A 21,057-nucleotide genomic window follows, 5' to 3' on the forward strand; every position below is an offset into this window, starting at 1 on the left:
CATTAATTGGGAATTACTAGACATATAGTCTCTAGAAAATGCTTTTCTCAGACAAAATTTAGAATTCTGCTCCAATTGATCGTCACAAAACGAATTGACAAAGTTGTTCTTTTTTAGCTTAGAGAGATGACTTAGGAAGCAGTGCGATCGAAGCATCTCTATTATTCATTTCCCTGCCTTCTCACATTCCTTAGGTCTATGGCTTCTTTAACCACTGGTTATAATCTTCAACTTGTTCTTGTTTCAGTGCTCATCGCTGTTTTAGCCTCCTACTCTGCTATAGATCTGGCTGGAAGAGTGACTGCAACCCAAAGCCGAGTTCAAAAGATTTGGTTGTTCAGTGGTGCTGCTTCGATGGGCATCGGCATCTGGTCAATGCACTTTATTGGTATGTTGGCATTCCGATTGCCTGTTCTGGTAAATTACGACTTTCTCACCGTTCTTGTTTCGATTGTGCCAGCCATGATTGCTTCAGGATTGGCGCTATTTCTGGTTAGTCGTCCAACATTGGGCTGGTCTCAACTTCTAGGTGGCAGTATCTGCATGGGCTTGGGGATTGCCTCTATGCACTATATCGGTATGCTTGCAATGCATGCCTCGGCAGTCATCCACTATGACGTTCGCGTGGTTGCGCTCTCGGTTCTGATTGCGATCGCCGTCTCGTTTGCAGGACTGTTTTTGGTCTTCCAGTTGCGAGAAGAAACCACATCGCGCCAACTCTGGAAAAAACTCCTAGCTTCCTTAATTATGGGGATAGCAATTCCGACGATGCACTACACTGGCATGGCTGCCGCCTGTTTCATGCCGATGTCTAATATGCTCGCGGAGTCAAGCTTACAACCCCCCAAAAACGTAGTCCCTTTAGCTGCTGCTGTGATTGTTGGCACGCTGATTATTTTAGGACTCGCATTACTAGCCGCGTTTTTCGATCGGCGGTTATCTGCTCAAATCATCTATGCCCAGGCGATTCAGGAGAGCCAACAATATCTCAAAACAATTCTTCAAGGCATTCAAGTTGGTGTATTGGTGGTTGAAGAAGATGCTCAAATTCAGTTATCCAATCGCGCAGTGCTCGATCTATTACATTTCTCCAGTGAAGCAGACCTACAAAAGCTGTGGAATCAAGGTATTACAAGCTGTCTGGATTCAACTTTGCTTGAGGATTCAGAGAATCCGCTGCTTCATTCAATGCAACCTGTATTGCAAAACATCCTTGCCAAACAGCCAGTACAGAATGCTGTGATTTATGTTGAAGCTGAGGAGCAAGAACCAACGGCGCTTCTAGTTAATGCTGTTCCTTTGAAATTATCGAATGCTGCGGTCACTCAGATGGTTTGTACGTTTAATGAGATCACTGAGTTAAAGCGTACTGAAAATCGTCTCAAGGAATCCGAAGCAAAATTCAGAGACTTAGCAACTCAGGAAGAACTGCTCAACCAGCTTTCATCTCAGATTCGAGAATCTCTGGATCTTCCGACGATTTTGCAAACGGCAGTCTCCGAAGTGCGGAAACTATTTGCTGTCGATCGCGCTTTGATTTACCAATTTAATGCGGATTGGCGGGGACAGGTTTCACTTGAAGATGTGGCAGAACCTTGGTCTCCTACCCTAGGCGAGGCAGCAGATAATTGTGCGCCCGGTGAATGTTTTGAAAAATACCGCCAGGGTCAAATTCGAGCCATTAACAATGTGCTTGAAGCGGGGTTAGATCCAACGCATCTTCAGTTCTTGCAACGCTTGCAGGTGCAAGCTAATCTGATTGTGCCGATCATGGTGGGCGATCAACTCTGGGGCTTGCTGATTGTGCATCAATGTAGTCACCCTAGGGTTTGGAAGGAGGAAGAAGGCAATCTACTGTATCGCCTGGCGGGTCAGCTAGGGATTGCGATTCAACAAGGAGATCTCTATGCCCGGATGGAGAATACTGCACTGCAAGCTCAAGCTCAAGCTGAACAATTGCTCGAATCTGAAGTCCGACTGACGCAGCAAACTCGAACTCTCCAAAAAACCCTGGAAGAGCTACAAAGCGTTCAACTCCAACTCGTTCAGAGCGAAAAGATGTCTGGTTTAGGTCAACTGGTCGCGGGCGTCGCTCATGAAATCAACAATCCAGTCAACTTTATCCACGCTAATCTGAATCATTTACAAACCTATGCGTGGGATTTATTAGATTTTGTACAGCTTTACCGCAAGTATTACCCCGATGCGATGCCAGAGATTGAGGCGAAGGCTGAAGAAATCGACCTCGAATTCTTGCAGGAAGATTTGATGAAACTGCTGACTTCAATGAAGACTGGCACTGATCGTATTCGTCAGATTGTGCTGTCGTTGCGTAACTTCTCGCGCATGGATGAATCAGAATTTAAAGCCGTCGATATTCACGAGGGAATTGAAAGCACCTTGATGATCTTGCAACATCGGTTAAAGGGAAGTAAAAACCGTCCAGCGATCGGGGTCATTCGGGAATATGACAATTTGCCGATCGTGGAATGTTATCCTGGACAACTCAACCAGGTATTGATGAATCTGCTCAGTAATGCGATCGATTCTTTGGAAGACCAGAACGAAAAACGAACCCTGCAAGACATCAAAGATCATCCCAGTCAGATCACACTTCGCACATCCTCGATCAACGCTCAATGGATCGAAATAGAAGTGGTCGATAATGGTGCGGGAATTCCTGAAGAAGTTAAAGAACGGATTTTTGATCCATTCTTCACCACAAAACCAGTTGGGAAAGGAACTGGTATGGGATTATCCCTGAGCTATAAAATCATCGTTGAACAACATGGTGGCAAACTAGAGTGCTATTCACAGCCTAATCAGGGCGCACAGTTTGTGATCCGGATTCCTATCAAACAGTAAACCTAGAAGAGTGGTTTAATCTCAAATTCCGACAAGCTCAAATCGTTTGGACTGTCATGCTATCGCTGCACATCTCACCAGCCAATTTCTAAAAACCTTACTAGCCGATGTAGAGTTCATAACAGTCTTAAATCGGTGTGAAATAGGGGAATAGGGAAATCGCTTCTCGTTCCCCTGTTCCCCCAACTTGCAAGACCTTATGAATCAACCAGGAGTGCTCTATGTTTGCGAAGATTCGGGATACACAGATTTACTTTGATATTGAAGGCGCAGGACTCGTTCCCGATGGCGATCGTATGCGAGAAAAGCCGATCGCCTTCCTGATTCATGGTGGTCCTGGTGCGGATCATAGTTCTTACAAGCCGACGTTCTCTGCCCTGAGTGATCAATTGCAGCTCGTCTACTTTGATCATCGCGGACAAGGACGATCGGCAAGAGGCGACAAATCAACTTACACGCTCGATCAAAATGTCGAAGATATGGAAGCACTTCGACAATATTTGGGACTCGAGAAAATTGCTGCGATCGGCGGTTCGTACGGGGGCATGGTTGCTCTAACCTATGCCACTCGCTATCCCCAAAATCTCTCTCATCTGATCGCGATCGCCACTGTTCCCGATTTCCGCTTTCTCAAACGTGCTCAAGCAATTCTCAACGAACGAGGCACCCCCGAACAAATCGAGATCGCTCAATATCTCTGGAATGGCAACTTTGAAACCGAAGAGCAACTTGCCGACTACTTCCGAATCATGCAGCCGATGTACTCTGTGAATTGTCCCGTTGCAGAAAGTCGATCGCGTACCATTCTCTCGATCGATGCAATTAACATGGCGTTTGGAGGATTTTTGCGATCGTATAACGTTCTCGATCAGCTTCACAAAATCACTGTTCCTACGCTCGTCATTGGCGGACGGCACGATTGGATCTGCCAACCCGAATTCTCAGAAGAAATTGCCAACGCGATTCCCAACGCGGAGCTGAAAATTTTTGAGAACAGTGGACATCTCATCCGTTTAGATGAACCACAAGCCCTACTGAGTGCAGTTTCAGAATTCATTGCTAAAAAATAGGGGCGATCCCTCAGAATCGCCCCGTTTTGCCTATGCTTCGCTTGTTACGTTGTCCGTGCCTTCGTCGGTTCGACGTTTCACGGGTTTGGGAAGAGGTTCCGTCCGACGCGGAGCCGCCTGTGGTTGAGGCGCAGCTCCTGACGGTCTACGATCGCCGCCACTCGGTCTACGATCGCCGAACGGTCTTCTGCCGCCACCACCGCCGCCGCCAAAACGCCCGCCTGGGCGAGAGAAGCGACCGCGTTCGATCTCCTCTTTCGACTTCTTCCGAGGCGGAATCATGCCGATCGACTTAGCAGTCATGACGACCAGATCTGCACCTTCGCGCTTCGCGTTAATTTCCCAGAAATATCCAACCGATTTTCCGGTCAACTCACCGCGCAATTTCAGCTTGAAGGCTTTTGCACGATCGTCTTTCTTGCGTGGAGCTTGCTGAATCTTAATCACCATCGACTTCTCTTCAGGCGTGTGAAAAATCACTTCGCCTCGAATCGAAAAGTAATTATCTTCTACCTCAGAAGAAGGCAGATAATTCGGGGTTTCCTCGGCTTCTGACTCTTCTTCAGACTTACTGAGATTTTCAGGCTCCCAAACTCCGACGATCTGAACATGCAGATCTTCGTGCTTCTCACGAGTGCGCGGATACACGACCCAGAGATGCTCTTGTTCGAGGTCTAAATGGTTTTTCACTAAACTCATCACCCGACCGAGCAGCACGGCTTCGATCGTGGTTCCATCTGCGGTCTTCATCTCGCCCCGCGTGAACTGTTCTTCAGACGGAGTATAGCGACCTCTCAAAAGCCCGATCGCACGATACTGCATCGGTTCGCTCGGAGCCGGAATCGGCTGCTGGCGCAAACTTGCAGGATCAAACAATTCGATCTCTGGCTCAGGAGGCTTCTCCACAGCAGGCGGAGGTGAGGTCGGAGCCGCAGGAGCAGGTTGAGGGCGCGCGACAGGTCGCACCAGCGGGCGCTGGGCGGTCGGCGGCTTTGGATCAGATGCATCTGGGGATTGTGGCATGTCAGAGCCTTCAGCCGCAGTCTCGGCGGCATAGGATTTAGGAGGCTGGAGTGGTCGGTTGGGCAAGGGACTCATAGGCTGTCATCGTCACAGGCTGAGGGCAAAAAGCAATCAGTCGCTTATTGTACTGAATGCAGGCTGGCTTTCAAGAATCCGAACGCTTTTAGACCGATTTACAAAAAAAATATTTCTCATCGGCTAAACTTGCGGTTGTTTCGGATTCTCCAGAGTGACTACGAGAATGCCATACTGGAAAATACGGCACTTCATAGACCTCTTTCTTAGCATCTTCGGCATCGTGTCAGCAAGAATACTATGCCTATGATACTGATTTCTAATGCCGTCCAAATCGCTTTGGACGGCAACAATCTTAAGATTTCCCGTGATTTGATTGAGATCAACAGAGATTTCTGCCTGTGTGTCTCTGTTCGGAAATTTCGATATAGAAATCTACCCAGCAGTAGAGAGCCTAGAATCAATACTTATGGCGCTACACGAAACCTTGACAATTACGTTAAAATTTGTAAACGAGTAATACATATCGCTTCACATCCGTCGCCTCAGGAATCTTTCGGATGCGAAATGAAGTCATTGTGAAGCAGATGTGGATTAGCGCTCCTTTGTATTTAGTGTTTCACCGAGTTTGGTGAGTTTGAACATGCAAGTTCCGTTTTTTGGCAAGGTTGGCAAAAGTCAGCCATCTCGTTGGGTATTGGCATTGCTTGCAGCAGGCGCGATCGCGATTCCAAGTGGTGTATTTCTGGCTTCACGGCAGTCTAGCCCTCGTCAGGAAACCGCTACAATTTCTGTCGAATCGAAGACCGTGACTGCGAGAATTTCAGCGAGTGGCGAGATTATCCCAGTTCGCACGGTTAATTTAAGTCCGAAAACTGCCGGGAAGATCGTTCAGTTGCTAGTCGATCAAGGCGATCAGGTGACGCAAGGACAGGTTGTGGCGCGAATGGAAAGCCAAGATATTGAAGCAGAACGCAATCAGGCTCAAGCGCGAGTTGCGGAAGCTCAGGCGAAGTTAGATCAATTGAGAGCGGGAACGCGGGTTGAAGAACTGCGCCAAGGAGAATCAGAAGTTGCGAGAGCAGAAGGCGAAGTGCAGCGAGTGCGAGGATTAGTTGCGGATGCGAACTCTGCGCTAGATTTTGCTCGAACTCAAACGCGCCGACAGCGAGATCTGGCAAGCCAGGGGGCAATTTCGGCGAATTCACTGGATGAATTTGTGCGACGGGAACAGAATGCGAGTCAAACGCTGAGTCAAGCTCGTGCGCAGTTGAGCCAAGCGGAAGCTCAATTGAGTCAAGCAAATCAACAATTAGAACAGCGCCAGAATGGGGCGCGACCGGAGGAGATTCGGCAGTCTGAGGCACAGTTAGCATCCGCGATCGCTCAGCTTCAGCAAGTCCAAAACCGTCTTGAAGATACTTTTATTCGTGCTCCTTTTTCAGGAGTCATTACTCAGCGATATGCCACCGTTGGAGCGTTTGTCACGCCGACGACTCAGGCAAGTGCGGGAGCAGATGGTTCGGCATCGACTTCGATATTCGCCTTAGCCAGTGGATTAGAAGTGCGGGCGAAAGTGCCAGAAGTGGATATTGCTCAGATCAAAAGCGGTCAAGAAGTCGATATTCGAGTCGATGCTTATCCGCAAGAAACCTTTAAAGGTCGAGTTCGTTTAATTGCTCCTGAAGCTGTGACAGAGCGGGATGTGACATCTTTCTCAGTGCGGATTGATATTCTCACAGGACGCGACAAACTGCGATCGAAGATGAATACCGATGTCAGTTTCTTAGGCGATTCGATTCCTGAAACGCTGGTTGTTCCGACAGCTGCGCTTTCAACTCAGAAAGGTAAAACAGGCGTTTGGGTTCCAGGTGAGAACAATAAACCGCGTTTCCAAACCGTGACGACTGGACTGAGTTTTGATAACGAGACTCAAATTTTAGAGGGAATTAAGGCAGGCGATCGCATTTACGTACAGCCACCTGCAGGACAGAAAATCGAGAATTCCAATCAGTAGGGTAGAGCAATGGATTTTGGTGAGAGCTTAAAAATGGCAGCGAAGACGCTGACTGCCAACAAGCTTCGCAGTAGTTTGACAATGTTGGGAATGATCATTGGCAATGCGTCGGTTATTGCCATGATTGGCATTGGACAAGGCGCGCAAAGGCTTGCTTCTGAGCAATTTGAATCGTTGGGACCGAATGTATTGTTTGTGTCACCGGGCGGAAATCAGGCACGGCAACGGACGAATAATATCCCGAGAACCTTAGTCTGGGACGATGCAAAAGCGATCTCCGAACAAGTTCCGAGCGCAGCAGGCGTTTCTGCCCAGAAAAATGCTTCGTTTCCAGTGGTGTATGGCAGTCGAAATTCTACGTCGCTGATTGTGGGTGCGACCCCCGAATTCTTGACGGTGCGGAGCTTTGATGTTGAAAAAGGGCGATTTATTTCCGAGATTGACTTGAAGCGAAATCAGCGAGTCGTCACGTTGGGCGCAGATTTGGCAAATCGGTTTTTCGGAGATAAAAATCCGATCGGAGAAGAGATCCGAATTCGCAACGTCAGTTTCAAGATTGTCGGTGTTCTGCAAGCGAAAGGCTCTTTTCTTGGCAGTAACCAAGACGACGCGGCTTATATTCCTTTAACGACCATGTCGAGTACTTTGACGGGTCGATCGCCCTACGGATTAGATCTGTCGTTTATTTCGATTTCAGCGAAAGATGAAGCGAGTATTCCGGCGGCTGAGTTTCAGATTACAAATTTACTCCGACGACGACACAAAATTGTCACAGATGATGATTTCACAGTGCAAACTCAGAAAGATATTTTGCAAATCGTTGGTACGATTACGAGCGGATTGACGGCAATGCTAGCGGCGATCGCGGCTGTTTCTCTGCTGGTTGGCGGTATCGGCATTATGAACATCATGCTGGTTTCTGTGACGGAGAGAACTTCAGAGATTGGTTTACGCAAAGCGATCGGAGCATCAGGGAATGACATTCTGATGCAATTTATGATCGAAGCTGTCATTCTTTCAGCAGCAGGTGGATTAATTGGAACGATCGTTGGTGTGGGCGGTGTGGTGCTGGTAGCTGCCTTTACGCCGCTTGAAGCGATCGTTGCTCCTGCCGCCATTATTCTTGCCGTTGGAGTCTCAGGCTCGATCGGCTTAGGATTTGGTGTAATTCCTGCGCGCCAAGCTGCCAAACTCGACCCCATCGTTGCGCTCCGGAGTGCTTAATCATGCCAAATTCAGTCATTATTCGCTTAGAAGAAGTTACGAAGGTCTACGGAATCGGAGATACAACTGTTCATGCTTTAGCAGGAGTCGATCTGATCGTCGAACAGGGTGAGTACTGCGCGATTATGGGGGCTTCTGGGTCGGGTAAATCGACGATGATGAACATTATCGGCTGTCTTGATCGACCCACTGCCGGACGGTACTATCTCGACGGAGAAGATGTTGCTCAGTTAGACGATAGGGCTTTAGCTCATATTCGTAATCAGAAGTTGGGCTTTGTGTTTCAGCAGTTTCATTTACTTCCGCAACTGACTGCATTAGAGAATGTGATGTTGCCGATGGTTTATGGGAATGTACCTGCTCAAGAGAGGCGCGATCGCGCAACAGAAGCTTTGATCAAAGTCGGCTTAGAGCAGCGAATGCAAAATAAGCCGACTCAGCTTTCGGGGGGACAGCAGCAACGGGTTGCCATTGCTAGAGCGATCGTCAATCGTCCGGTGCTATTGCTAGCAGATGAACCGACAGGTGCATTAGACTCGACCACGACTCAGGAAATTCTGAATATTTTTACCGAGTTGAATGCGAGTGGAATGACAGTTGTGATGGTAACGCACGAACCAGAAGTTGCTCGGTGTACTCGGCGAGTGATTTGGTTCAAAGATGGACAGGTGCTAACGCCTTACTTAGCTCCAGAAGAAGTAGGCGTTGCAACCGTGAGCTAGGAAATTCAGGAATGAATTGATATCTCCTGCGAGAGAAGATCTAGCAAGTTTCTCGCGATCGCTAAACATGCTCTCGCTGGCGACTGCAATAGCGAATCAATGCAATGAATAAGCCAATGCCTGCAAAATATTTCAGGGGATCAGGCACGATTGGACTCGGTGAGAAAAAGCCTTCAATCACGCCTGCAACAATCAACATGGGAATAACTCCAAACATGAGTTGTGCTGCCTTCAAACTGTAGACTTTAATCGCATCAATCCGTCGATACTGTCCTGGAAACAGAATGCCTCTTGCAATTAACAATCCTGCTCCGCCAGAAAAGAAGATGGCAGGAAGTTCCAACGAACCATGTGGAAACACAAACGCCCAAAATGGAAAAGCGAGATTGTTCTGTCCCACTAAAGTGCCTACCCCCCCAATCAGCAAGCCATTCATAAATAGCAAGAAGATCGTAAATAGTCCGAGTGTCATACCCCCTGCAACGGCTCGAAAAGTCACCCCTAGATTGTTCGTCATAATCTGGCTTGCTGCTTCTGGTTCAATTCCTAGAATCGAACCCATCCAAAGTCTCCCATCATCCCGTACAGTGCGAATCAGATGGTCTGGAACAATCATTTCGAGAAACTGCGGATCGCGCCAGGAAAACCACCAAGCGATTAATCCACCTAAGCAAAATATTCCGGTTGCGATCGCAGTATAGCCGAACGTCTCCTGCACCACCGCAGGCAAGCCCCATTTGTAAAAGTCGATCGCAGTTTTCCAATCTTGCTTGCGCGATCCCTGATAAATCTGACTATATCCACGAGAGGTGAGCCGTTGTAAATCCTGGACGAGCGTATTGCCAACCTGGGCTTGATTGGTGCGTGCTCTGGCTAGATCGGCAGATACCGAGCGATATAAACTGGCAAGACTTTTAATTTCTTGTGTCGAGAGCGATCGCAGTCCTCGCTTTTCTATCCGGGTGAGAAGTTCGTCTAATTGTTTCCAATTCGGCTCACGTCGAGCAATCCAGCGCTTAACATTCATAGTTTGTAAAATTTTCGGGTGTTTCGGACAACCTCGCCTAAGATAGCCTCAGACCGTACGGTTTGATTCATTCACGTCGAAATTTATGTCTAATCTTAGCCCTAGTAATCCCATTCAGCCCCTCAGTGTTGGAGATGTGATCAGTGCAGGTGTGCGTCTGTACCGCTCCAATCTCAAACGATACTTGATTTTAGTGTTGCGGACTTATCTTTGGATTTTTGTTCCCGTGTACGGATGGGCAAAAAGTGCAGAAATCACGGGTCGCATCTCTCGCCTTGCTTATCAAGAATTAATTAATCAACCAGAGACTCTCACTGAAGCTCAGCAAAACACTGAACCAAAAGTCTGGAATTTTCTAGGCGCGGGATTACTGATGGGGTTAATTGTGATTGGGATATACATGGCTTTTTTAATTGCCTTTTTCATCCTGATTGTGATTACAGCAGCATTAACAGCGGTGAATCCGCCGTTAGGAATCGTTGGTGGCTTGTTAATGGTTGTTGCATTCATATTTGGATTGTTTACTTTTATCCGGATTATGTCTCGGGTCTTTATTTATGATGCGGCGTTAGCAATCGAGGATAATCTGGATGCTTCGAGTTGTATTGGTCGCAGTTGGAATCTGACGAAAGGATCGGTCGGTCGGATTCAGTGGATTTTCTTTGTCACATTCATCCTGACGCTGATCGTCAACGTTCCTTCTCAATTTGTGGGTGCAGCGTTTCCTGTAGGGGAAGATACTGATCCTGCCATTGCTGTGACTGCCACACTCTTGTTTTTTGCGATTAGCCTAATTGGCAGTGCGTTCATTACTCCGCTGTGGCAAACCATTAAAGCGGTGGTGTACTACGATTTGAGAGCGCGACGAGAAGGTTTTGGCTTGGAATTGCGCGATCGCGGTTAAAGTGGGAATGACTTGAGATAGTCCTCCTTATCGAATCACGGTCATGAGTCTGTTTAACCACATCAAAGTCCGCACTCCAGAGAGCGTCGAATTAGAGTTTACGCTCGCAGGAATTGGCAATCGTACGATCGCGCTGATTGTGGATTACCTCATCTGGGGTGCGTTGCTGATCGGTGTATTAATGGTTTGGTTAATTCTGTCTGTCCAAATTCAGCAGTATTTTCCAAATACCAGAAACATTGAGATGTGGTTGACTGCCATTTCGATCCTGCTTTCGTTTGCCATCTACACGGGCTATTTTGTTCTGTTTGAAACCCTATGGCAGGGACAAACGCCAGGAAAACGCTATACCAAAATCCGAGTCATTCGAGATGATGGGCAGCCAGTGGGGGCGACTCAGGCAATTTTACGAGCATTGGTTCGCCCGATCGATGATATTGCTTTTATCGGGATGTTGTTAATTATTCTGACGAAACGTGAAAAACGTTTGGGAGATTGGATTGCGGGAACTTTGGTTGTTCAAGAACAACGTCCGATCTCGTCTGCGAATTTTAAGCTGTCTCCAGAAGCAGACTCGCTGGCAAATCAACTGGTCGCAACTCAAAATGTTGCCGTGTTGTTACCTGATGATTTTGCGGTTATTCGGGAGTATTTGCAACGTCGATCGATGTTAGACAATCGAGCTAAAAATGATCTCAGCCTGAAGTTAGCAAGACAGGTCAGAGATTTACTAGAGATGAAAGAGCTTCCATTTGAAATGACAGCAGATTTGTTTTTGGAAGCAGTCTACTTGGCATATCAGAGACAATAGACTCAGAAACAATAGACGGAGAGTAGAGGAATCGAACCCCCAGGTATTACCCAGTCCTCGTTTTCAAGACGAGTTGCTTGACCATTTAGCGATACTCTCCATTTGGGGTGACTGACGAGACTCAAACTCGCTAACACTAGTTTCACAGACTAGCTCCTCGATCACTTCGGATTCAGTCACAGTGGATTCGGCGGGATTTGAACCCGCAACCTATCGTGTGCAAGACGATCGCTTTCCCAGTTAGAGCTACGAACCCAAGGCAGGAGTGATAGGACTCGAACCTACAACATCCAGGGTCGAAACCTGGTACTCTTCCAATTGAGCTACACTCCTATGTTTTGGCGAGAGTGGTAGGACTTGAACCTACACAGATCGGTTTAGAAGACCGATGCCCTTCCATTAGACGACACTCTCAGATAGTTCTTAGATAGTAAAAAATTGGTATGGACAGCGAGACTCGAACTCGCACCCAGAGTTTGGAAGACTCTCATGCTACCGTTACACCATATCCACAAATGGGGCTGATGACAGGAATCGAACCTGCAACTAGCTACTTACAAGGTAGCTGCTCTGCCAAATTGAGCTACATCAGCAAGAACTTGAAATACTGTGTAAAACTTTCTAGACAGTTTTTCTAACGCATTTAAGAACGCTTATAGTATTTTCATGGCTATTAATCCTCCTCCAAAAACATGCCTACACTGCGGGCAACTCTTTCATAGGCGCGAAAATGAGCGTCTTTCTGACTTCAAAAAGAAGAAGTTTTGCGATCGCTCTTGCTCTGCGTCGTACAACGGTAGGATGTTTCCCAGAAAAATTACAATTTCACCAACAGGGGGTATTCTTCCCTGTCAACGATGTTCTGCACCTATTCAGCTTAAGCGAGCAGCAAGAGGTGGGTACTACAAGAGAAAGTACTGCGATTCATGTTTGAAACGTTCTCTATCCGAACATGGCACAACAGTTATTGCCAAGAATACTAAAGAGTACCAGGCTAAGAGAATCAATGTTCTATCTTTAACAAAAGCAGAATTGTTTAGTAGAAGAAAGAACTGGCAATCAGCTAGAACTAGCATTAGAAATCATGCCTCAAGAATCTATCTTGCTAGTGGTGGTCGAAAACAATGTGCTATTTGCGGGTATAGCTTGCATATAGAAATCTGCCATAGAAAGCCTGTTAGTCAATTTTCAGATCATGCTCTTATCTCCGAAATTAATGCTTTTTCAAATTTGATTGCTCTTTGTCCAAATCATCATTGGGAGCTAGATAATGGATTACTCTTGTTGAAAGAGTTGGACGCGGGGCTGGGAGTTGCACCCAGTGATCGCAGCGTATGAGACTGCCGAGCCACTCCTGCTCTACCCCCGCTATACCCCCGACTGGACTCGAACCAGCAAGACGCTTATTTTAAGTAAGCGATGTCTTCCCAATTGCATCACAGGGGCAGATGGTCTAGTGGGCGCTACAGGAATCGAACCTGTCTGAGTCTGATTAAAAGCCAGATGCATCACCGCTCTGCCAAACGCCCTGGTACACCGAGCAGGACTCGAACCTGCTAGTAACACGCTCATCAGGCGTGCGCGTAGACCACTTCCGCCTTCGGTGCATTTGGTACTCTCGACAGGATTTGAACCTGCATCAACTCCGTCCCTCAAACGGAGGCGTTTACCGTTTCGCCACGAGAGCACAGTACCCCTGGTGGGAGTCGAACCCACAAAACCTGGTTTCTAAGACCAGTGCATATTCCGTTCTGCTACAAGGGTGAATTGGTCGGGATAGTAAGATTTGAACTTACAACCTTCGACTCCCAAAGTCGCTGCGCTACCAAATTGCGCCATACCCCGATCGTGTTTGGTACTCCTGATGAGATTTGAACTCATACATGAACTATTTTTGAGATAGTTGCCTCTACCAGTTGGGCTACAGGAGCAAAAGACAGGAGGATAGAAGTGCTGACCCAAAAGCATTTCATGCCCCCCGACTGGGAAGGAAGGAATCGAACCTTCAACCATCTGTTTCAAAGACAGATCGCTTTACCTAATTTGCGTACTTCCCACTATCGATTTGGATGATCTGAATGATTTGAATAGTGTGGATGCCGAGGTTGGATTTGAACCAACATCTCCATGATTCAGAGTCATAGCAACTTTCCAAGTCGTCCACTCGGCATTGATTGGCTGCCCTAGTAGGATTTGAACCTACAACCCTCCGATTAACAATCGAATGCTCTGCCAGTTGAGCTATAGGGCAATGTTCCTGAAGATTTCAGGATGGGAATGGCAGGGATCGAACCCGCGTCCTCAGAGCTTCAACCTGATGCTAAAACCAACTCAGCTACATTCCCTTAAAAGTTTGTTTGGCGGAGAGAGTGGGAGTCGAACCCACAGAGGGAATTTCCTCGATCGTTTAGCAAACGACTTGCCTTGCCAATGGCGACCTCTCCATTTGGTGGGTCGAGTTGGATTTGAACCAACGATGCTTGCGCAACCGTTTTACAGACGGCTTCCTTGATCAGACTTGGATATCGACCCAGATTTGGCAGTGCTGACGGGAGTTGAACCCGCAAACGCAACTTTGAAAGAGTTGTGGCTTTACCAATTTGCCTACAGCACCATGAAATTCGATTTGGCGAAGGGACTGAGACTCGAACTCAGATCGTCGGTTTTGGAGACCGAAATGTTACCGTTACACCATCCCAACGTGTTTGGTCGCAGTGCGGGGAGTTGAACCCCGAATGTCTTGGATATGAATCAAGATCCTGACCGTCAGGACACTGCAAAACTTTAGAATTTGGAGTCCGGGAGGGGAATCGAACCCCTGTTGAGCAGATTTGCAGTTTGCCGCCTTCCCACTTGGCTACCCGGACAGGCGAGGATAACGAGATTTGGCACAAGATTTGAACCTTGCGATTTCTGGCTTGATAGTTCAGTGCTTGACTCGGCTGAACTACATCCTCTGAAGAAGCAGGTAAGATTGCTAGGCTTACCTGCTCTGGATCATATGGGTGAACTATTCAGTTTTCATGGTTCAGAAGTTAGTGCAGTCTAAAGTAGTGTTCGCCGTTGCAAAAAGCCTTCACTTTGCACTTTTGAAACGGCTTCGGCTTGTTTTCGCCGATCCGATGCTGATTGATCTCTGCGTCGATCCCAGCTAAAGTTCCAGGAGTCCGATCGCGGATGTCTTAGAAACAGAATCATTTCGTCGCCTCCGGTTTGTCTTCTCTTGTGCTACATTAATACTACATTCTGTATTACAGAGTTGTCAAGAGCGTACTACAACTTTTTTTCAGATGCCTTCCAGAACTGTTCAGCAAAGGCAATTGCGGGATGAATCGGGGCTTTCGGCTTGGTTTTAAGCTTCATTCCGAGTTCAGATAAAAAGCGATCGCCTTTTTTAGAATTACAGCCTGCACAAGCCGTCACAACGTTATCCCAGGTATGAGTTCCACCTCTGGAACGGGGAATCACGTGGTCGATCGTCAACTGCTTCTGAGTTCCGCAATACTGGCAGGTGTGGCAGTCTCGGCGGAGAACTTCTCGGCGACTGACTGCTGGCACTTTCCAATGCCGTTCTGGATTCGATCCCGTTAAACGGATGTGCTCAGAAACATGTAGTACAACATTGGGAGAACGAACTTCCCATTGCCGAGCATCTTCAAAATCGAGGGCTTCGGCCTGTCCAGAAATAATCAGAACAATTGCACGTTTGATGTTGATGCGCGCGATCGGTAAATAGTTTTTAGAAAAAACCACGATCGACGCTTGTAATATATGTGGTTCAGTTGCCTGCATGACGGTTTCACTCCTAAAAAAGAACCCCGCTCCTGATGTGCCAGAAGCGGGGAAAGGGTGGTGAGTAAATGCCCTTACGCTGGAGATAGAATCTCCCGATTTCGCCCGCTTTTTGCACCATGATTTTTCAGCCAGTTTTCCGACATGCACGCACTTTCTACACCCGGAACTGGGGCAGATGTGCAGTCACATAAATGGGAAAAGCCGTAAATCATTGCGATGTAGTATCTGTAGTATGATTTATTTACATACTACAGATATATTACAAATTTGTCCAGGCGATTTCGGGAATTTTTTCGTCAATTCAGCTTTGAACGATCGTCAATCTCGTCAGAAACTCTCTCGATTCAAATTCGACAACCCATGTTGACGACGTAACTCATGCAAGGTGAGATAGTCTGCACCATAAAACGCTTGCTTTTGCCGTTCGTCCATCTCATTGCAGCCATAAAGATAAGGACGACCTCCTAGAGCACAACATTGTTGTAGTGCCATTTGTAAAACTGGAAGCGTCTTGGTCAGCAGCATCGGGTTCCAGCGGCTCACCATTGTGTAAAGCCCCACGCTAAAGAGTAATGTTCCTTTCGGTGCTGGAAGAAAAGCAAAATTCGTATGGTCTGCTGGGCGACGAATCATGAGAATGTAAATTGCTTTGAGTGCTTCAGATAGAGGCTGTTCTCTCATCAAAGGTTCCAGAAATTCCATGAAGCGAACTACGTTAGCATAGTCAAAGATATAATCTGTCCAAATCTGAAAATGATCTGGGAATGCGGAAAGCCAGACATCTCTGCGCGCTTGTAGCTGAAAGGGAAAATCTTGCTCACTCTTGACTTGATCTGAATCTTGATACAAAGCAGGGGCAATACAAGAGTCACTAAATTGCTCTTGCTGGCTCATATAACCATACTCAGAAGCAATCTCATTCAAAGAGATATAGCCATTGAAATGCTGAATTCCACTGTTCGGGGCAGCTAGCTCTGGTAAAAACTCCAGCATTTCAGAAACGTTATCATGCTGTCGCTTAACAGTATGTGTAAATTTTGAGAAGGGCTGAGTCTGCATTACGACTTTGTCAATAATGCCAACTTGTCCTAATCCTGCCAAAGCAAAGCGGAACAGCGTTTCATTCTCGTGCGGAGAACACCAAAGAACCTGTCCATTCGGCTGAATCAAACGCAGGCGACGAACTTGATCGACTTGGAAACCATGCGCGATCGAATTCAGCCCCATTCCACCTACTGAAAGCGTTCCACCCACTGACAAATCCAGATAATCAGTCAGAACGGCTGATTGTCTGCCTGCCTGGTTCAAACATTCCTCAACCGCACGCCAACAGCTTCGCCCCGAAACTTCAACCAAGCCATCTTCTAAGAACTCAACTTCAGCCGATCGACTAAAGTTTTCAAGAAGAATGCCTCCAGAATTGAGACTCTGCCCATTACATGAATGACCAGCCCCTCGAACTGTTAGCGAAGTTCCAGTCGTCTGAGCCACTTCTAACGCATGAAGAATATCTTTCTCCTGATGCGCTGTTACTAAAATGCCAGGTTGCTTGCGTCGCAACCCTCCGAAATCAGTTTGATACTGTGCAGGCACAATATCTGTAACTTCGCCCTGTATGCCTTGCCGAAGTGAATCTAGAATGTCAGACATAATTACTTATCCAGAATCATTTGAGCTGCTTTCTCACCAATCATGATGCAGCTTGCGTTAGTATTCCCACTCACAATCACAGGCATAATCGAGGCATCGGCAACTCTCAGTCCTTCAACCCCATGGACTCGGAGCTTTGAGTCCACTACTGCCATTTCATCTTGTCCCATTTTGCAGGTTCCAACAGGATGCCAAATCGTCGTTGCCTGAGTGCGAATGAGACTGTTCAAGTCATCGACATCTGCTGTAAATTCGCCGCCATTGAACTCCATTAAGCTTGAAGTATGAGTCAGTTCACGAGCGAGCTGAATCCCTTGTCGTAAGACTTTCAAATCACGATCGCAACTCAAATAATTTGGATCAATCCTTGCTGAATCCAACGGATTGGCAGAGCGCAAATTGATCTGACCTCGACTTTCAGGTTTGACTAACGTTGGCGCACAAAAAAACACAGAATCTTCGATCGATAATTCTTGAGGAATCAATCCACGCATATTTCCTGTGAAGTGAAATTGTAAATCTGGTGCTTCATGCTGATCATCTGTATTGACAAATAATCCAGCTTCTCCTAGAAAAGTAGGAATCTCAAGATTTTGTTTAGCTCGATACATCAAAACCATCATCAGATGATCGTGTAAGTTCTGTCCGACTCCTGGCAAATTGACTTGAACTGAAACGTCGTGCGCTTTAAGCTGAGCGGTAGAACCAATTCCAGAAAGCATTAAAAGTTTGGGTGAGTCGATCGCTCCTGCACAAAGGATGACTTCTTGATTGCAGTAAACTCGCTGAATTTCACCTGCTTGAATATATTCCACACCAATGGCACGATTGCCTTTTAGCAAAATACGAGTGACTTGGACTTGTGTCTGAATCGTTAGATTCGAGCGGTGGAGAACCGGATTGAGAAATGCGATCGCGGCGTTACATCTTCGCCCATCTGGAGTTACATTCACTTGATAAATGCCCGCTCCATTTTCTTGCTGCTCCCCATTAAAATCCCAATCTACGCCATAGCCAAGTTCTCTGCCTGCTTGCACAAAAGCTCTTGAAACGGCAGTAGGTTCAGGACAATGCCGAACACTCAGCTCGCTTCCCATCCCATGAAAATTAGAGACATCTCCAGCATAATTCTCTGACTTCTTGAAGATGGGAAGTACTTCATCGTAGCTCCATCCCTCATTCCCTAAGTTCTTCCAGCCATCAAAATCATGACGGCTGCCTCGAACGTAGATCATCGCGTTAATACTACTGCATCCCCCTAAAACTTTGCCTCGTGACATGAAGATGCGGCGGTTACAGAGTCCAGGCTGTTCCTCAGTGAAGTAAGACCAATCGTGTTGAGATCCCCAAAGACTAAATAATTCCGACGGTTGATCAATATTAGAATGCTTTGCTGAACCTCCTGCTTCTAAGACTAAAACAGTAGTGTCAGAATCAGCACTGAGACGATTCGCAATTACACATCCAGCGGAACCCGCACCGATCACGACATAGTCAAACGACTGCTGCTGTAGCATCCCGCCTACTCCAAGGTTCTTTTAGATTCCAGCGAAGTTCCCAACTGGAGGCGATGAAAAGTCAGTGCCATCATTGATGATTTTGATTGCAGATGCCATGCGCTCCATCTGCGATCGCAACTCTGGATAGTCTTGCATTGTATTCACGAATCGCCCTGCCTTGTCTTGAAACTCAATGCCATTAAAGAAATTCATGACAAGATAGTTGCCTTCATACCAAATAAAACCATAAGACGTGAGATGAAGTTCTTGATAACTATCGAGATGCGAATCCCAAGCATCGCTCGGAGCAATGAATAACTCTGGAATACCCGACTGAGGCATGTTATCCCCCAAACCACTATGCATTTTGTAAGTGACTTGAAATGACCATCTATCTGTTTCAATCTGTTCTAGTTCTTCAATTTGGGTCGGAATTGAAACAGGAGATGGATCTCCCATGCGGCGAAGCCAACCTAAGTTATCTCGATTGCCGAGTTCAGCAAAAATCTCTGGCGGTAATCTCTGTCCATCAACAGATGGAATCACATAGACCCCAAAAAAGGCATGAAAATAAGGACTCGTTGCATCAAAATGAGCAGAGTAAGAACAACCAGGGGTAGGTGCAGGAAACAGCAAATAGCTTGTCCCCTTGAGATCTTGAATGGCATCCCCACATTGAATGTGTTGCCAGTGAGGTTGCATGGCAAGGCAGAAAATCTTAGGCAACCAACCTGCTTCAACGCGAAAGACAGGGCGCGGATTCCATCCTCTCAAGTTAAAAATTGTTTGGACGGTAGGAGCGGATTGTAGTTGTTTCAGCATTAATAGTTGACCTGTTCGTTTGCCTCTAATAATGCATTCTGGTTTTGATAAAGCATCTCAATATCAAAGGATTCCAGATGGTAACCTTTGCTGACAAACCACGATTGCATCTGCTCAGCTTCGGGAAAAGGCAGAACAAGATTGAGTTCTTGAAGCAAATCGGTTTGAGTCGTGATATCTAGAATAAAATCGGTGTACGTTTTCATGAGAGTACTTCCTATTGAAGTCAAATTGTAGATAATTCTTCCAAGGGGCAAGCGAGTTGCCGCAACTCAGAAGCATAGGTTTTGAGGGAAATTGATTCTGCTGCCTGTTGGGCTTCCCTTAACCAGAGAAGAATGTAAGAAACGAGAGTAGAAAGCAATTTCGTTTCTTCGAGATGCTGTTGCAGAATTCTCCATTCAGGAGACTGATGATTTTTCCCTCCGCACCCCAACCAGACGAGTTGGTATTCTGGAGACAGTAGGTGATACACAGCTGAGAGTTCCCCTGCAAAGGCATCGCTGCTACAGTCGCGCAAATCATCTAACAGTCGCCATGCAATACAAAATGCCTCGTAAGCAGTTTGAACCGCGATCGCATCACTTCCTGTACGATGTGCAGTCAACATCGGTGAAATTAAGGTCGTACTCAACTGCTTACGGAACAATTCGCAGTAAGCATCCAACCCAACTACTGGAGTCGGGCAATGCACCCCACTAAAGTATCGAGCTAACAGAGAGTTAACAATCGTTTCGCCTTCAGGTAAACATTGAGCAAGAGATAAGGTCTCTTGATTAAACTTCATCCATGCCTGTGTTCTCAGTTGCAGGAGGAGATGACTTGGTGCAAGCTGCCCATCTGAAATGTGATCGTCCAGCATATGTAGGAAATATGCCATTGCCTGTGCGCTCAAGGCAGCTTTTAGCTCATCTTGTTGCAGAGTAGGCTGATTTTGCTGCATCCAATAGATGATCGACCAACTTGGAGTATAGAATTTCGTAAAGAAGTTCACCAAGTTTGAGAGTTGAAACCCTGTGTAGTGTCTTTGAATTGTGAGAAGAGCAGATCCGCGCAATGGCTCTGGTAGGGCGCGACATAGCTCAATCATTTGGCGATTCATGAAGGAGAGCATTGAAGTTTGCTCTGGATTGAGTGACACCTGACCAAAATTGACGGATTCAAATTCTGGGACAGTTAAGAGCTTTGCTGAATGATCGGATGAGATTCGAGAGAGCGCTAGAGCATGCATGATTTAACTGAAAATCGAGTAGGTCATGGTTTCTGCACCTTGATGAAATTGGGTTGAGTAATAGCGAGAAGGTAGTACTCAAGTCAATTGTGATTTCATCTTGAGCTTTTAGCCTATCAATTTATTTCTTCTATTTAATTCAGTATTAACACTAAATTTTCAGCCTGGAAAAATTGGAATTTAGGCTTTTTATAAATGTGAAGCTCTTATACATCAAGATTCAATGAAGATTTTATATATTAATTGATTTGCTTAGAATTGAGCTTTAACTCAATACGAATCCGCTATTTTAAACAGAGCAAAATCTTTAGAATTCGTGAAATATGTTGCTTTGTCTAAGTTAATTTTTAATAAAATAGAGTGAAAAAATGGTGAATCCTGC

16 protein-coding genes and 21 tRNA genes are annotated in these 21,057 nt (G+C 46.4%); 8 read left to right on the forward strand and 29 right to left on the reverse strand.

Annotated features, from left to right (window positions below; translation table 11 throughout):
- Nucleotides 1-198 precede the first annotated feature (198 nt).
- A complete protein-coding gene (locus LEPBO_RS0115120) occupies nucleotides 199-2,865 on the forward strand; it encodes an MHYT domain-containing protein (RefSeq protein ID WP_017288419.1) in 2,667 nt (888 codons plus the stop codon).
- Between the two features lie 221 nt (nucleotides 2,866-3,086).
- A complete protein-coding gene (locus tag LEPBO_RS0115125; protein WP_017288420.1) occupies nucleotides 3,087-3,935 on the forward strand; it encodes an alpha/beta fold hydrolase in 849 nt (282 codons plus the stop codon).
- 30 nt (nucleotides 3,936-3,965) lie between these two features.
- Here LEPBO_RS0115125 and LEPBO_RS0115130 read toward each other — a convergent pair whose 3' ends face one another.
- Nucleotides 3,966-5,033, reverse strand: a complete 1,068-nt coding sequence (locus tag LEPBO_RS0115130; protein WP_071596163.1) for a hypothetical protein — start codon at nucleotides 5,031-5,033, stop codon at nucleotides 3,966-3,968.
- 583 nt (nucleotides 5,034-5,616) lie between these two features.
- Here LEPBO_RS0115130 and LEPBO_RS0115135 point away from each other — a divergent pair.
- The 3 genes from LEPBO_RS0115135 to LEPBO_RS0115145 are packed head-to-tail and all read left to right on the forward strand — an operon-like array spanning nucleotide 5,617 to nucleotide 8,936.
- The gene (locus tag LEPBO_RS0115135) at nucleotides 5,617-6,990 is read left to right on the forward strand and encodes an efflux RND transporter periplasmic adaptor subunit (protein ID WP_017288422.1); all 1,374 of its coding nucleotides are present in this window, start codon (nucleotides 5,617-5,619) and stop codon (nucleotides 6,988-6,990) included.
- Between the two features lie 9 nt (nucleotides 6,991-6,999).
- Nucleotides 7,000-8,214, forward strand: a complete 1,215-nt coding sequence (locus tag LEPBO_RS0115140) for an ABC transporter permease (protein WP_017288423.1) — start codon at nucleotides 7,000-7,002, stop codon at nucleotides 8,212-8,214.
- Between the two features lie 2 nt (nucleotides 8,215-8,216).
- A complete protein-coding gene (locus tag LEPBO_RS0115145; RefSeq protein ID WP_017288424.1) occupies nucleotides 8,217-8,936 on the forward strand; it encodes an ABC transporter ATP-binding protein in 720 nt (239 codons plus the stop codon).
- A gap of 61 nt (nucleotides 8,937-8,997) precedes the next feature.
- Here the strand turns inward: LEPBO_RS0115145 and LEPBO_RS0115150 are convergent, their stop codons facing one another.
- Nucleotides 8,998-9,963, reverse strand: coding sequence for a stage II sporulation protein M (locus LEPBO_RS0115150; protein WP_017288425.1), 966 nt, complete (start codon nucleotides 9,961-9,963; stop codon nucleotides 8,998-9,000).
- An 85-nt stretch (nucleotides 9,964-10,048) separates the two neighbouring features.
- Here LEPBO_RS0115150 and LEPBO_RS0115155 point away from each other — a divergent pair, with 85 nt between their 5' ends.
- Both LEPBO_RS0115155 and LEPBO_RS0115160 read left to right on the forward strand, forming a co-directional pair.
- Nucleotides 10,049-10,867, forward strand: a complete 819-nt coding sequence (locus tag LEPBO_RS0115155; RefSeq protein WP_017288426.1) for a hypothetical protein — start codon at nucleotides 10,049-10,051, stop codon at nucleotides 10,865-10,867.
- A gap of 43 nt (nucleotides 10,868-10,910) precedes the next feature.
- A complete protein-coding gene (locus tag LEPBO_RS0115160) occupies nucleotides 10,911-11,678 on the forward strand; it encodes an RDD family protein (protein WP_017288427.1) in 768 nt (255 codons plus the stop codon).
- A 16-nt stretch (nucleotides 11,679-11,694) separates the two neighbouring features.
- Here LEPBO_RS0115160 and LEPBO_RS0115165 read toward each other — a convergent pair.
- From LEPBO_RS0115165 to LEPBO_RS0115190, 6 genes are all read right to left on the reverse strand, one after another.
- A tRNA-Ser gene (locus LEPBO_RS0115165) sits at nucleotides 11,695-11,778 on the reverse strand.
- An 82-nt stretch (nucleotides 11,779-11,860) separates the two neighbouring features.
- Nucleotides 11,861-11,934, reverse strand: a tRNA-Ala gene (locus LEPBO_RS0115170).
- A gap of 4 nt (nucleotides 11,935-11,938) precedes the next feature.
- Nucleotides 11,939-12,011 (reverse strand) — tRNA-Arg (locus tag LEPBO_RS0115175).
- A gap of 6 nt (nucleotides 12,012-12,017) precedes the next feature.
- A tRNA-Arg gene (locus tag LEPBO_RS0115180) sits at nucleotides 12,018-12,092 on the reverse strand.
- Between the two features lie 25 nt (nucleotides 12,093-12,117).
- A tRNA-Gly gene (locus LEPBO_RS0115185) sits at nucleotides 12,118-12,191 on the reverse strand.
- Nucleotides 12,192-12,194: 3 nt separating this feature from the next.
- A tRNA-Thr gene (locus tag LEPBO_RS0115190) sits at nucleotides 12,195-12,271 on the reverse strand.
- Between the two features lie 337 nt (nucleotides 12,272-12,608).
- Here LEPBO_RS0115190 and LEPBO_RS43995 point away from each other — a divergent pair.
- The gene (locus LEPBO_RS43995; protein WP_225885739.1) at nucleotides 12,609-13,016 is read left to right on the forward strand and encodes an HNH endonuclease; all 408 of its coding nucleotides are present in this window, start codon (nucleotides 12,609-12,611) and stop codon (nucleotides 13,014-13,016) included.
- A gap of 33 nt (nucleotides 13,017-13,049) precedes the next feature.
- On the opposite strand, the gene LEPBO_RS0115195 is transcribed toward LEPBO_RS43995, so the two are convergent.
- From LEPBO_RS0115195 to LEPBO_RS0115305, 21 genes are all read right to left on the reverse strand, one after another.
- Nucleotides 13,050-13,124 (reverse strand) — tRNA-Leu (locus LEPBO_RS0115195).
- A gap of 11 nt (nucleotides 13,125-13,135) precedes the next feature.
- Nucleotides 13,136-13,207, reverse strand: a tRNA-Lys gene (locus LEPBO_RS0115200).
- A tRNA-Ile gene (locus tag LEPBO_RS0115205) sits at nucleotides 13,208-13,285 on the reverse strand.
- 3 nt (nucleotides 13,286-13,288) lie between these two features.
- Nucleotides 13,289-13,365 (reverse strand) — tRNA-Leu (locus LEPBO_RS0115210).
- Nucleotides 13,366-13,369: 4 nt separating this feature from the next.
- Nucleotides 13,370-13,442, reverse strand: a tRNA-Leu gene (locus LEPBO_RS0115215).
- Nucleotides 13,443-13,446: 4 nt separating this feature from the next.
- Nucleotides 13,447-13,523: transfer RNA gene (locus LEPBO_RS0115220), tRNA-Pro, on the reverse strand.
- Between the two features lie 8 nt (nucleotides 13,524-13,531).
- A tRNA-Leu gene (locus tag LEPBO_RS0115225) sits at nucleotides 13,532-13,609 on the reverse strand.
- Between the two features lie 51 nt (nucleotides 13,610-13,660).
- Nucleotides 13,661-13,735 (reverse strand) — tRNA-Gln (locus LEPBO_RS0115230).
- Nucleotides 13,736-13,771: 36 nt separating this feature from the next.
- A tRNA-Gln gene (locus LEPBO_RS0115235) sits at nucleotides 13,772-13,848 on the reverse strand.
- A gap of 5 nt (nucleotides 13,849-13,853) precedes the next feature.
- Nucleotides 13,854-13,929, reverse strand: a tRNA-Asn gene (locus tag LEPBO_RS0115240).
- A gap of 21 nt (nucleotides 13,930-13,950) precedes the next feature.
- Nucleotides 13,951-14,023, reverse strand: a tRNA-Phe gene (locus tag LEPBO_RS0115245).
- Nucleotides 14,024-14,036: 13 nt separating this feature from the next.
- Nucleotides 14,037-14,122: transfer RNA gene (locus LEPBO_RS0115250), tRNA-Ser, on the reverse strand.
- A gap of 3 nt (nucleotides 14,123-14,125) precedes the next feature.
- Nucleotides 14,126-14,210: transfer RNA gene (locus LEPBO_RS0115255), tRNA-Tyr, on the reverse strand.
- 5 nt (nucleotides 14,211-14,215) lie between these two features.
- Nucleotides 14,216-14,292, reverse strand: a tRNA-Glu gene (locus tag LEPBO_RS0115260).
- Between the two features lie 178 nt (nucleotides 14,293-14,470).
- Nucleotides 14,471-14,545 (reverse strand) — tRNA-Cys (locus LEPBO_RS0115270).
- A gap of 406 nt (nucleotides 14,546-14,951) precedes the next feature.
- Nucleotides 14,952-15,470 (reverse strand): HNH endonuclease, encoded by a 519-nt coding sequence (locus tag LEPBO_RS0115280; RefSeq protein WP_017288429.1) that lies wholly within the window; start codon nucleotides 15,468-15,470, stop codon nucleotides 14,952-14,954.
- 330 nt (nucleotides 15,471-15,800) lie between these two features.
- Complete coding sequence (locus tag LEPBO_RS40095; RefSeq protein ID WP_017288430.1) at nucleotides 15,801-17,123, reverse strand: FAD-binding protein; 1,323 nt, start codon at nucleotides 17,121-17,123, stop codon at nucleotides 15,801-15,803.
- A gap of 2 nt (nucleotides 17,124-17,125) precedes the next feature.
- Nucleotides 17,126-18,640, reverse strand: a complete 1,515-nt coding sequence (locus tag LEPBO_RS0115290; protein ID WP_017288431.1) for a GMC family oxidoreductase — start codon at nucleotides 18,638-18,640, stop codon at nucleotides 17,126-17,128.
- A 21-nt stretch (nucleotides 18,641-18,661) separates the two neighbouring features.
- Complete coding sequence (locus LEPBO_RS0115295; RefSeq protein WP_017288432.1) at nucleotides 18,662-19,444, reverse strand: hypothetical protein; 783 nt, start codon at nucleotides 19,442-19,444, stop codon at nucleotides 18,662-18,664.
- Nucleotides 19,444-19,650 (reverse strand): hypothetical protein, encoded by a 207-nt coding sequence (locus LEPBO_RS0115300; protein ID WP_017288433.1) that lies wholly within the window; start codon nucleotides 19,648-19,650, stop codon nucleotides 19,444-19,446. The genes LEPBO_RS0115295 and LEPBO_RS0115300 overlap by 1 nt, the downstream gene beginning before the upstream one ends.
- Nucleotides 19,651-19,670: 20 nt before the next feature.
- Entirely contained in the window at nucleotides 19,671-20,675 is a 1,005-nt protein-coding gene (locus LEPBO_RS0115305) for a hypothetical protein (RefSeq protein WP_017288434.1), read from the reverse strand.
- Nucleotides 20,676-21,057: the final 382 nt, after the last annotated feature.

The organism is Leptolyngbya boryana PCC 6306, from assembly GCF_000353285.1.
Lineage (GTDB): Bacteria > Cyanobacteriota > Cyanobacteriia > Leptolyngbyales > Leptolyngbyaceae > Leptolyngbya > Leptolyngbya boryana.

Excerpts from the sequence above, each read along its gene's own strand:
- LEPBO_RS0115120 (WP_017288419.1), top strand. The coding sequence starts at position 199 with ATGGCTTCTTTAACCACTGGTTATAATCTTCAACTTGTTCTTGTTTCA.
- LEPBO_RS0115125 (WP_017288420.1), top strand. The coding sequence starts at position 3,087 with ATGTTTGCGAAGATTCGGGATACACAGATTTACTTTGATATTGAAGGC.
- LEPBO_RS0115130 (WP_071596163.1), bottom strand. The coding sequence starts at position 5,033 with ATGAGTCCCTTGCCCAACCGACCACTCCAGCCTCCTAAATCCTATGCC.
- LEPBO_RS0115135 (WP_017288422.1), top strand. The coding sequence starts at position 5,617 with ATGCAAGTTCCGTTTTTTGGCAAGGTTGGCAAAAGTCAGCCATCTCGT.
- LEPBO_RS0115140 (WP_017288423.1), top strand. The coding sequence starts at position 7,000 with ATGGATTTTGGTGAGAGCTTAAAAATGGCAGCGAAGACGCTGACTGCC.
- LEPBO_RS0115145 (WP_017288424.1), top strand. The coding sequence starts at position 8,217 with ATGCCAAATTCAGTCATTATTCGCTTAGAAGAAGTTACGAAGGTCTAC.
- LEPBO_RS0115150 (WP_017288425.1), bottom strand. The coding sequence starts at position 9,963 with ATGAATGTTAAGCGCTGGATTGCTCGACGTGAGCCGAATTGGAAACAA.
- LEPBO_RS0115155 (WP_017288426.1), top strand. The coding sequence starts at position 10,049 with ATGTCTAATCTTAGCCCTAGTAATCCCATTCAGCCCCTCAGTGTTGGA.
- LEPBO_RS0115160 (WP_017288427.1), top strand. The coding sequence starts at position 10,911 with ATGAGTCTGTTTAACCACATCAAAGTCCGCACTCCAGAGAGCGTCGAA.
- LEPBO_RS0115280 (WP_017288429.1), bottom strand. The coding sequence starts at position 15,470 with ATGCAGGCAACTGAACCACATATATTACAAGCGTCGATCGTGGTTTTT.
- LEPBO_RS40095 (WP_017288430.1), bottom strand. The coding sequence starts at position 17,123 with ATGTCTGACATTCTAGATTCACTTCGGCAAGGCATACAGGGCGAAGTT.
- LEPBO_RS0115290 (WP_017288431.1), bottom strand. The coding sequence starts at position 18,640 with ATGCTACAGCAGCAGTCGTTTGACTATGTCGTGATCGGTGCGGGTTCC.
- LEPBO_RS0115295 (WP_017288432.1), bottom strand. The coding sequence starts at position 19,444 with ATGCTGAAACAACTACAATCCGCTCCTACCGTCCAAACAATTTTTAAC.
- LEPBO_RS0115300 (WP_017288433.1), bottom strand. The coding sequence starts at position 19,650 with ATGAAAACGTACACCGATTTTATTCTAGATATCACGACTCAAACCGAT.
- LEPBO_RS0115305 (WP_017288434.1), bottom strand. The coding sequence starts at position 20,675 with ATGCATGCTCTAGCGCTCTCTCGAATCTCATCCGATCATTCAGCAAAG.